This window comes from Streptococcus suis (assembly GCF_002964045.1).
In the GTDB taxonomy this organism is placed as follows: domain Bacteria; phylum Bacillota; class Bacilli; order Lactobacillales; family Streptococcaceae; genus Streptococcus; species Streptococcus suis_U.
Map to the genome: position 1 here is coordinate 1 of NZ_POPB01000522.1, position 11,392 is coordinate 11,392.

Annotated in this window: 9 protein-coding genes and 3 pseudogenes; 11 read left to right on the plus strand and 1 reads right to left on the minus strand. The window is 37.6% G+C overall.

What is annotated here, in order from left to right; all coding sequences use genetic code 11:
- The 9 genes and pseudogenes from C1E99_RS12455 to C1E99_RS15605 form a co-directional block, all read left to right on the plus strand.
- Positions 1-183, plus strand: a pseudogene (locus C1E99_RS12455) (transposase domain-containing protein); the annotation flags it as partial.
- A gap of 275 nt (positions 184-458) precedes the next feature.
- Complete coding sequence (locus C1E99_RS12460) at positions 459-644, plus strand: hypothetical protein (RefSeq protein WP_105207705.1); 186 nt, start codon at positions 459-461, stop codon at positions 642-644.
- Positions 625-777, plus strand: a complete 153-nt coding sequence (tnpB, locus tag C1E99_RS12465; RefSeq protein ID WP_105207706.1) for an IS66 family insertion sequence element accessory protein TnpB — start codon at positions 625-627, stop codon at positions 775-777. The genes C1E99_RS12460 and tnpB overlap by 20 nt, the downstream gene beginning before the upstream one ends.
- Before the next feature lie 47 nt (positions 778-824).
- Positions 825-1,301: a hypothetical protein gene (locus C1E99_RS12470; RefSeq protein WP_105207707.1), complete on the plus strand. Its 477-nt coding sequence runs from the start codon at positions 825-827 to the stop codon at positions 1,299-1,301.
- 3 nt (positions 1,302-1,304) lie between these two features.
- Positions 1,305-1,687 (plus strand): annotated as a pseudogene (locus C1E99_RS12475) (UDP-galactopyranose mutase); the annotation flags it as partial.
- 1,037 nt (positions 1,688-2,724) lie between these two features.
- A complete protein-coding gene (locus C1E99_RS12485) occupies positions 2,725-3,342 on the plus strand; it encodes a Panacea domain-containing protein (protein ID WP_105207709.1) in 618 nt (205 codons plus the stop codon).
- Entirely contained in the window at positions 3,343-3,774 is a 432-nt protein-coding gene (locus C1E99_RS12490) for a hypothetical protein (RefSeq protein ID WP_105207710.1), read from the plus strand. It begins immediately after the preceding gene.
- Between the two features lie 362 nt (positions 3,775-4,136).
- Positions 4,137-5,246, plus strand: coding sequence for a UDP-galactopyranose mutase (gene glf / locus C1E99_RS12495; protein ID WP_105207711.1), 1,110 nt, complete (start codon positions 4,137-4,139; stop codon positions 5,244-5,246).
- Positions 5,247-5,555: 309 nt separating this feature from the next.
- Positions 5,556-5,633 (plus strand): annotated as a pseudogene (locus tag C1E99_RS15605) (KxYKxGKxW signal peptide domain-containing protein); the annotation flags it as partial.
- 71 nt (positions 5,634-5,704) lie between these two features.
- On the opposite strand, the gene C1E99_RS15610 reads toward C1E99_RS15605, so the two are convergent.
- The gene (locus tag C1E99_RS15610) at positions 5,705-6,169 is read right to left on the minus strand and encodes a hypothetical protein (RefSeq protein ID WP_105207712.1); all 465 of its coding nucleotides are present in this window, start codon (positions 6,167-6,169) and stop codon (positions 5,705-5,707) included.
- 1,436 nt (positions 6,170-7,605) lie between these two features.
- Between C1E99_RS15610 and C1E99_RS15615 the strand changes: the two genes are divergently transcribed.
- Complete coding sequence (locus C1E99_RS15615) at positions 7,606-7,743, plus strand: hypothetical protein (protein ID WP_161951207.1); 138 nt, start codon at positions 7,606-7,608, stop codon at positions 7,741-7,743.
- A gap of 593 nt (positions 7,744-8,336) precedes the next feature.
- Positions 8,337-11,392 (plus strand): DUF445 family protein (locus C1E99_RS15620; protein ID WP_419580083.1); only part of this gene is annotated, 3,056 nt, incomplete at its 3' end.

The window sequence follows — 11,392 nt, forward strand, 5'->3', positions numbered from 1 at the left end:
GGAGCCAAGTCAACAGCTGTCATTTTGAGTCTTTTAGAAAGAGCTAAGCGACACGGACTTGATGCAGAGAAATATATGAACTATCTTCTAGAACACTTACCTAATGAGGAGACACTCGCAAAAAAGGAGGTGCTGGAGGCTTATTTGCCATGGAAGGAAAAAATTAAGAGAGCATGTAAATAGAAAAAGGTTCCAGAGTCGATAGGACTTTGGAGCCTTTTCAATATACTTTGTTATTGGGCGGTTACCATTGACTGTTCCCCAATCGCGACTCTCTGAAAAGAAAAGCAGAAATGAAATCCTGATGAAGATTCGTCACGAAAAAGTAGAACTCACTTTCTTTCAATCTATCAACCAAGAGATATTGGAAACAATCGTAACCGCCTAATAACAAGGTATCTATCTAATCACTCCCTCCTCCTGTATACTGTGAGAAAAACATAACTGGAGGATTTATCATGTCACACCCTATCGTCCCATTGGCTGTTCCCCAATCGCATCGCTTTGAGAAGAAAGTCAGAAACGATATTCTGATGAAAATTCGTCTCGGAAAAGTGGAAGTCACATTCTTCCAATCTATCAACCATGAAGTAATGGAAACGATTTTGGATAAGGTACTGCACTATGACCATCCGACTCAGTGATTTAGGTCAAGTCTACTTGGTTTGTGGGAAAACGGACATGCGTCAAGGGATTGATTCTCTCGCCTACCTTGTCAAAAGTCAATTCAATCTGGATCCCTTTTCAGGTCAGGTCTATTTTATTCGATTGCTTTAGTAGCGAGTAAGTATTTCGATGACGAAAAACCTATTCACAGTTTTGTAATGACTGAAAAAGATAGCGGTCAAATCTTAGAATTACCATTTGGTGATCAGGAAGAATTAAAGAAACCATTTGAAATGGTTATCATTGAGCTGAAAAAATTTCGTAAGGGAAAACTTGGGAAAAATCAACGCCAATGGATTGAATTTTTTGCAAATAGAGAATTTAGTCAAGCTACATCGGATATAATTGAAAAGGCAGAGAATCTGCTAAACAGAAATACATGGACAGAGGAGGAAATCGAAATGGTAGATCAATGGTTGCGTAATGCTTCCAATCATTTTGGGGAATTGGAAAGTTCTTATATACGTGGTAGAAATCGTGGAAAGGAAGAAGGTCGTGAAGAAGGAAGTCTACAAAAAAGTTTAGATGTTGCACAAAAATTATTAGCTAGAGGTCTTGACTTAGAGGATGTGTTAGAAATAACAGGACTAACTTCGGAACAGTTGACTCGATCTTCGCAAGAACATCAGTTCTAGTTTGAAAAAATGCTAGACCATTAAAATATAGATGTGGAGACAAATGTTGATTTCTTTGCGAACAAGTAAGAATACCTGGCAATCTTACTGAAGGTTGTCTTCACAGGTATGATTGATGAATTCTTTGATTACGAACTGGGTGAGTTGGAGTATCGCAGCCTTCGTTTTGAAACGGAAGTCTTGGATTTGGAAAACTACCAAGGTAATGCGGTTGTTAACTACACAGATAGCGAAACACCTTATACTCGAATCATCGAGCACAAGCATTTCAAGTTTGGGACACAAGAAAAATCTACTTTGGAGTTCGTCTCGGTCATTATCGCTACTACGATATGCACCAAATTTTTGGTGAGATCTTACAGTGTGTGAGAAATGAAGTGAGATAAATATTAGCTGAGTACACTATCTTTGAAACTGAAATATTACAAAGCAAAATATTATTATTGTTTACTTAGAAATCAATGGAGTTGGATTTTGAAATTTGAAATTAAAATAGTCAGTGCTTAGAATTTTAATAATTGTTGACATTTCTTCAAAAAATGCTTCACAAGTTCTAATATCATCTTTAATTGTGGCATAATAATGAATAGATTTAAAATTATTTTTTATTTTTGGAGGAATTAGTCTATGTCTGATTTTAAACAAATTTTTAAATTGTTGTTTAATCAAAAAGTTTACAAATCGTTTCCGTTTATTATTTTGTTATCAACTTCATCAATACTGATAATTATAATAAAATCGTTCCATGTTCAGTATAATATTTTTGCAGAGTTATTATTTACAATTGTAATTCTTTCAGGAATAAGAGTTTTTTTGGAGATAATTTGGCAAACAGTTAAGTCTGAAAGGCAAAAATCATGGATGGGGATTGTACTTTTTCTATTCTATGCATTACTACTATATATTTCGCAGACTCTGATTGATAAATCTTTGATAATTCCATATTTGACATTTATATTAACAGTATTAACGGAAAAATCATGTGAATTGTTTAAAAATGTTATATTGTCTAATGATTGACAATCTAACTAAATTTTGAAGGAAAAGTATTCATAAATATTTGAATTGTCAATGTTGCATTTTTTATTGAAGTTTATTTATGAAATTTGATAGTTTTGAAAGAGTAGAAATATACAGCCCATATGTAAGCATATTTAAAGACTATACAAGGTAACCAAACTTTTGTTCAATACTAGGTAATATTTCTGAGGAAAAAATGTACCTTTTAATATTAGTTAATTTATGAGTATTTCCTGTTAAAAAAATTGACAAAACTGAATCAATAAGGTATATTTAGGTTGGTTATATAATATTTGATGGCTGAACTGAAAAATTTATAAAAGCACAGGTGACAGATGAGCTACTTGTGTTTTTGTATTTTACTCCTGGTAGCTTAAGAATACGGAATAAAGGAGACTAAAAAATGGTAAATACACTCAATTTGGCTAAATGTTTTTTGTCAATTAATCCAAGCCTTAGAGTTGGAAATTTTGATAACAATTTAAAAGTAAATAAGTTATTATATTTTGCAAGTCTGATGTACTTTTCACTTTTTAATGATGATTTAATTGATGACTATTTTGAAAGATGGGATAATGGTCCAGTAGTTCGAGAAGTATATAAAGAATTTAGATACAATGACTTATGTTATAGAACTGACTGTAATTTTGATGAATTTTCTCCAGATATTAAAAAGATTATTCAAGTTACTAATTTTGTGTATGGAAACAAAACTTCGAACGACTTGATAGCCGAAACGCATAAACACAATATTTGGCTTAATGCTTCTAAAAATGAACATTTAGATTTGAAAAAAATAGATCCGTCAGTAATAGGATATTTGACTAATATCTATTCTATCTATAAGGATATTGATTTTGAAAATCTCCATAAAGAAGTTATACATGGTAATGTTTATTTTTATTATGACTCTGGTATAGATTTAACTTCTGAAGAGTCTCTTAATGAAATTAAAATGATTAGTCAAAATGAATATCCAATCTTTGTAGAATTAATAGATGGGGAGATGGTGTTTTCATAAATGGATATCTTTATTGCGCGAGTTCGTTTTCCAAATGATCCTAGCCATAATTTAGTACCACATCAGATGTTTGTAGGAAAATATGTCTCGCAATCACACATCGAATTTTATTCAATTTCCAGTGTTCTCGGAAAAGAAAAAAGAGTCTTTTCTGAGGATGGATCTACAAATGAAGAAATTGCATTAATTAGTGGAAGCGTTCAAACGGATAATGGATTTAAAGTTCCATCTTTTGTAGATTGTAGTAAAGGATATATTGTAACCCTGGACGCAACAGTTGATATTGAGCGATTGAATCATCGATCTTTGACTCCAGAATTATATACAAAAATTATCAACAAAGTGAATTTTTTAAAAACAGCTGGTAAGCACACAAGTTATTCAATCTCATTAATTGATTTTATTAGTTGGAATAAAAAGATATCACGTTGATAGTTTCGCCATTTAAAATAGAGTATTTATACTAATATTAAAAGGATTTCAAAAATAGGTTCTTTAGTCAAATTGACTCTGGAACCTATTTCTATATATTTCGTTTTTGGGTGATTACCATGGAACCAACTAAATATTATCAATTGGTATTCACCTTCTTTAGATTTTCTTCAAAAATAATGAGTTGAACGCCGATATATTCAAGCAAATGTAGAACATCTTCTATTTTTCTAACGATTTTTCATATGGTATAATGATTTAAATAGGGCAACTAGAAAGATTTCAGAAATGTTTTTATTATGCTATTTTTTAAATGTTGTGTGCAAGTGAGCATAGAGATTGTTTAGGAGAAAAAAATTTATATGCAACATTACGACTATCTAGTAGTTGGTGCTGGTTTGTTTGGTGCAGTTTTTGCCCATGAAGCAGCCAAAAAAGGTAAAAAGGTAAAAGTGATTGAAAAACGAGATCACATCGCCGGAAATATCTACACCAAAGAAGTAGAAGGCATCCAGGTCCATGAGTATGGTGCGCATATCTTCCATACTTCTGAAAAGGAAATCTGGGATTATGTTAACCAATTTGCAGAATTCAATCGCTACACCAACACACCAGTTGCCAACTACAAGGGTGAGATTTACAACCTCCCATTCAACATGAATACCTTTAACAAGCTTTGGGGTGTGGTCACTCCTGCGGAAGCTGAGGCAAAAATTGCAGAGCAGCGTGCTGTTTTGGGTGGTAAAACTCCTGAGAACTTGGAAGAGCAAGCTATTTCCCTTGTAGGTACAGACATCTATGAAAAATTGATCAAGTCATACACCGAGAAACAATGGGAAAAACCATGTACGGAACTTCCAGCCTTTATCATCCGTCGATTGCCAGTGCGTTTGACTTATGACAATAACTATTTCAATGATACCTATCAAGGCATTCCAATCGGTGGTTACACGCAGATAGTTGAAAAAATGTTAGATCATGAAAATATCGATGTAGAGACTAATGTTGATTTCTTTGCCAATAAAGAAGAATACTTGGCAAGCTATCCAAAAGTTGTCTTTACAGGTATGATTGATGAGTTCTTTGATTACGAACTTGGGGAATTGGAATACCGTAGCCTTCGTTTTGAAACGGAAATCTTGGATTTGGAAAACTACCAAGGTAATGCGGTTGTCAACTACACAGATAGCGAAACACCATATACTCGTATCATCGAACATAAACATTTTGAGTTTGGTACACAACCAAAAACCATTATTACACGCGAGTATTCGAAGACTTGGAAACGTGGGGATGAGCCTTACTATCCAGTTAACAATGACCGTAATAATAAGCTCTATACTGCCTACAAGCGCCTAGCAGAGCAGCAAGAAAATGTTATTTTTGGTGGACGTTTGGGTCATTATCGCTATTATGATATGCACCAAGTTATCGGTGCTGCCTTGCAGTGTGTCAGAAATGAAGTGAAATAGTATTTTTAGAGAACAGTTTGTTCTCTTTTTTACAAGTCCAAACTAATTTAGAAATGTATATTTAGTAAGGTTTTTAAAAAGAGATGCTGTTTGTAAAATATGAAATCAAGTTTATGAGTGCCAGTAAAATCATTCGATATTTAGCAACCCAGTAAATGAATAAACTTATATTCTTGTCACTTACTAGATTTATTGACACTAGGTATAATATAATATATAATATGCTAAAACATATTACTTTTTATAAGAAAATGAATACATTTTGAAGTTGATTTAGGAGGAATTTTCGTGGTAAAAACGAAAAAAGAGGTGGCTGAGGTTTCACGTAAGAGCCGTGTTAAAATGCACAAATCTGGAAAGCATTGGGTACGGACGGTGATGTCTCAAATTGACATGATTCGCCTCGGAGATAGCGGTAAGCCAACTATTGGAAAAGTGGCTGTAGAAACGAGTACAGGTCAAACTTCGGCAACTACTATGCTACGAGGTTTGGTTGCTGCCAGTGCAGCAATTGGTGGTGGAATAGCCGTTTCTCCGGTACATGCTGAAGACATTGCGACCGTTTCTGAAACAACGACTACAATTCTGGCAACTGAAGATGTAGTCAGCATGAGTAATGTTGGAACGGAGTCAGATACTTCATCGCAATCAATCAGTGATTCGACATCGACAAGTCTATCGGATTCGACAAGTATTTCAGATTTAACAAGTTTGTCAGATTCGTCAAGCCTTTCAGACTCAGCAAGTGTGTCTGCTTCAGCAAGTGAGTCAACATCTGAAAGCGAATCTGTTTCAGAGAGTGAGTCACATTCAAAAAGTGAATCTGCGTCAGTTAGTGAGTCACATTCAATAAGCGAATCTGCATCAATTAGCGAATCTACATCAACAAGTTTATCTGCGTCAGTTAGCGATTCTACTTCCACAAGTAAATCTGCTTCTTCAAGTGAAACTACATCAACAAGTGAATCTCAGACAAGTACGAGCTCGTCATCATCAACAATCGAAACAGCTTCGACAACTTCAGAAACAAGTTCAAGCGAAACAGCTTCAAGCACTTCACCAGTAACAGAAGCAAAAGAAACTCTTGAGCAGGTTACATCTGAAGCTGAGATTTTGGTACAAATTGCTAGCAATCAAACTGGAATCAGTCAGGAACTTGAGAACGCAATTGCCACAAGTATCACAGATATCGCAGTTGCTAAGGTACTTCTGGGGAATGAGGCTGTAACGGTTGCAGAAATTCAAGCAGCAGTTTCTAGCTTACAAGCTAGTAACCAAGCCTTAGGTCTTCTGTTATTGCAAGATGATGAAGATGGGATGATAACATTTGTCCTTGATACTTCAACTTCTGTGACTTTGAAGGTTGGTGATGGTCAAGGTATCTTGCTTGATACGATTACAACTGCAACTCCTTCCATGGATGATGCCAATGGGGCGAAAGTATCTGAGCAGACATTTTCATCTCCATATTCTGGCACTAGTGTAGCTGGTTGGCATACTTTTAGTGTGTATTCAACTGACACTTATGATCAGAATCATAAGAGTTCAGGTGGTACTGCCTTAAATGCTTATATTCGTTATTCATTGGATGATGATCCGAGTACATACACTGTTTTGGCCGAATTAGTAAGTAAGACGGGCACTGTTCTAGAATCGTATAAAATTGATCCTGGCTCAAGTGCAACATTCTCGTATCCAAGTCAACTCGATTCTGATAATTCTCCAATAACTATTACTTATGATACTTCTTTAGCGACCGGTTCAGGCATTCCTGGTGGATTAAGATTTAGCACAGATGCTAATAATATTTACGGTACTACATTGGTACCTACTTATACAACAAATACGACTTATTATAAGACAACTGATGGTACAGTTATTGCTTCATATACTGTCATGACAGTCGGTGGACAGACTGTGACACCATCTGGTGTTCGGTCGTTTGTTGGTTATGATTATTCTTCTACCACCAATGCAACGTCTAATAGAGCCTTGACCCCAGGTACTACATACTTACATGGTAAGGTCCAGGAACAAGGCACCAAGACTTTGATTACCATTGTTGATGATGAAGGTACGATAAAACGAAGTTTGTATTACTTGGATCCAACTTATAAAGGTACTGTTGATTGGAATGGTACAGATATGAATGGATTTATCAAGCTTTTTGAGACAAGTGAGATAAAAGCCTCGACTTCGACATCGGGGACTAACTATAATACATACTCGACTATCGAAGCTAGTTATACAACGACTACCTATAATGGCCAACGTATCATGGTCTTTTACACAAGTCCTGCAAAAAATTGGCGCTTAATAGGATATTGGTCAGGTGGTACAGCTCAAGGTGGTACTCAATATGGTCGATTTTTCTTTGGTCGGCAGTCACTTGACAAAACAGGAAAGTGGGGTCTGTGGACACAGTCATCTAGTTCAACTGGAGTGGGCGATTACGGTATACAGTATGGATTGGGAAATCCCTTGTCAACGTCTGTAAATGAAACAACTCATTGGTACACAGTTGACAAATCTGAGTCAGAATCGTTATCAAATTCAAATTCTATATCTTTATCAGAATCTGAGTCTACTTCAACATCTGAATCCATATCGGATTCTAAATCTGCTTCAGAGTCAGAATCAACTTCTAAATCTGAATCGGCTTCAATTTCTGCAAGTGAATCGCTTTCTGAATCCATTTCAACTTCAATTAAAGAGTCAGTGTCAGAATCCATCTCAGAATCAGTCTCAGAATCCGTCTTAGAGTCAGTTTCTGAATCAATCTCTGAGTCAATCTCTGAGTCAATCTCTGAGTCAGTAAGTGAGTCAGTATCAGAGTCAATTTCAGAATCAGTATCTGAATCAGTCTCAGAGTCCATCAGCGAATCAGTTTCCGAGTCAGTGTCTGAATCAGTCTCAGAGTCAGTAAGCGAATCTGTATCAGAATCAGTTTCAGAATCCCTTTCTGAATCAGTCTCTGAGTCTGTATCAGAATCAGTATCAGAATCAATTTCTGAGTCTGTATCAGAGTCAGTAAGTGAATCTGTATCAGAATCAATCTCAGAATCCGTTTCAGAATCTGTATCAGAGTCAGTGTCTGAATCAATCTCTGAGTCAATCTCAGAATCAGTATCTGAGTCAATCTCTGAGTCAGTTTCAGAATCCGTTTCAGAGTCAGTTTCAGAATCCGTTTCAGAGTCCCTCTCAGAGTCAGTCAGCGAGTCCCTCTCAGAATCCGTTTCAGAGTCTATCTCAGAGTCCGTCTCAGAATCAGTTTCTGAGTCCATCTCAGAGTCAGTCAGCGAGTCCATCTCGGAATCTATTTCTGAGTCAGTCGCGGAATCCGTTTCTGAATCAATCTCAGAATCCATTTCAGAGTCAGTAAGTGAGTCAATCTCTGAATCAGTCTCAGAGTCAGTTTCTGAATCAATCTCTGAGTCAGTCTCAGAATCAGTATCAGAGTCCATCTCTGAATCCGTCTCCGAGTCAATTTCAGAATCAGTCTCAGAGTCCGTCTCAGAATCGATTTCAGAATCAGTCTCCGAGTCCATCTCCGAGTCAGTTTCTGAATCCGTATCTGAGTCCGTCTCAGAATCAGTTTCAGAATCCGTCTCAGAATCGATTTTAGAATCCGTATCTGAGTCAGTCAGCGAGTCCGTCTCAGAATCTATCTCTGAATCAGTCTCTGAGTCCGTCTCAGAATCAATCTCTGAATCGGTATCAGAGTCTATCTCTGAGTCTATCTCAGAGTCCGTCTCAGAGTCAGTCAGCGAATCCGTCTCAGAATCAATCTCTGAATCGGTATCAGAGTCTATCTCTGAGTCCGTCTCCGAGTCCATCTCAGAATCCGTCTCCGAGTCAGTATCTGAATCCATCTCAGAATCCGTCTCCGAGTCACTTTCAGAGTCCGTCTCAGAATCCGTTTCAGAGTCTATCTCCGAGTCCGTCTCAGAGTCCATCGCAGAGTCCATCTCAGAGTCCGTCTCAGAATCCATCTCAGAATCCGTCTCAGAATCCATTTCAGAATCAGTTTCTGAGTCAATTTCTGAATCAGTCTCAGAATCAATTTCAGAGTCCGTCTCAGAATCTATCTCAGAATCAGTATCTGAGTCAATTTCTGAGTCCGTCTCAGAATCCATCTCTGAATCAGTCTCTGAGTCCGTCTCTGAGTCAGTATCGGAATCCATTTCAGAATCCATTTCTGAGTCAGTTTCAGAATCAGTATCAGAATCAGTTTTTGAGTCAGTATCAGAATCAATCTCAGAATCCATTTCTGAGTCAGTTTCAGAATCAGTATCAGAATCCGTCTCAGAGTCCATCTCCGAGTCCGTCTCAGAGTCCGTCTCCGAGTCCATCTCAGAGTCCGTCTCAGAATCCATCTCAGAATCCGTCTCAGAATCCATCTCAGAATCCGTCTCAGAATCCATTTCAGAATCAGTTTCTGAGTCAATTTCTGAATCAGTCTCAGAATCAATTTCAGAGTCCGTCTCAGAATCTATCTCAGAATCAGTATCTGAGTCAATTTCTGAGTCCGTCTCAGAATCAATCTCTGAATCAGTATCAGAGTCAGTTTCAGAATCAGTTTCAGAGTCGATTTCTGAATCCGTCTCAGAATCCGTCTCAGAATCCGTCTCAGAGTCAGTCTCTGAATCAATCTCAGAATCCGTTTCAGAATCCGTCTCAGAATCCGTCTCAGAGTCAGTTTCAGAGTCAGTATCAGAATCAATTTCTGAATCAGTAAGCGAATCCGTCTCAGAGTCAATCTCTGAATCAGTCTCTGAGTCAGTATCTGAATCAGTAAGCGAGTCAGTGTCTGAATCCGTATCAGAATCAATTTCAGAATCTGTGTCTGAGTCAGTCTCAGAATCCGTATCAGAGTCAGTCTCAGAATCAATTTCAGAATCTGTATCAGAGTCAATTTCAGAATCTGTATCCGAGTCAATCTCTGAGTCAGTGTCTGAATCCGTATCAGAATCAATCTCAGAATCTGTGTCTGAGTCAGTATCTGAATCAGTTTCCGAATCTGTATCCGAGTCAGTCTCAGAATCACTTTCTGAATCAGTTAGTGAGTCAATCTCAGAATCACTTTCAGAATCCGTCTCCGAGTCCATCTCCGAATCCGTTTCAGAATCCATCTCAGAGTCAGTCTCCGAGTCAGTATCTGAGTCAATTTCAGAATCCGTCTCCGAGTCTATCTCTGAGTCAGTCTCAGAATCGATTTCAGAATCAGTCTCAGAATCCGTCTCCGAGTCCCTCTCAGAATCAGTCTCTGAATCAATTTCTGAGTCAGTAAGCGAATCAATCTCTGAATCAGTGTCTGAGTCCCTCTCAGAATCAGTCTCTGAGTCAATCTCTGAATCGGTAAGCGAATCAGTGTCTGAGTCAATTTCAGAATCAGTAAGCGAATCCGTATCAGAGTCCGTCTCAGAATCAATCTCTGAATCAGTGTCTGAGTCAGTCTCAGAATCAGTCTCTGAGTCAGTAAGCGAATCAGTATCAGAATCCGTCTCAGAATCCATTTCAGAGTCTGTCTCAGAGTCAGTATCAGAATCCATCTCTGAATCAGTATCTGAGTCCGTCTCTGAGTCAGTATTAGAATCCGTCTCCGAGTCCATCTCAGAATCCGTCTCAGAGTCCATCTCAGAATCAGTAAGCGAATCAGTCTCTGAGTCAGTCTCAGAGTCAATTTCAGAGTCAGTCTCAGAGTCACTTTCAGAATCAGTGTCTGAGTCAGTCTCAGAATCAATTTCAGAGTCAGTCTCAGAGTCACTTTCAGAATCAGTGTCTGAGTCAGTCTCAGAATCCATTTCAGAATCCGTCTCCGAGTCAGTTTCAGAGTCAGTTTCAGAGTCAGTTTCAGAGTCCATTTCAGAATCCGTCTCCGAGTCAGTTTCAGAATCAGTCTCTGAGTCAATCTCTGAATCCGTCTCTGAGTCAATCTCAGAATCAGTCTCTGAGTCCATTTCAGAATCAGTCTCTGAGTCAATCTCAGAATCCATCTCAGAATCAGTCTCTGAGTCCATTTCAGAATCAGTCTCTGAGTCAGTATCCGAGTCAATTTCTGAATCAATCTCTGAGTCAGTATCCGAGTCAGTATCAGAATCAATCTCAGAATCAGTCTCAGAATCAATTTCTGAGTCAGTAAGCGA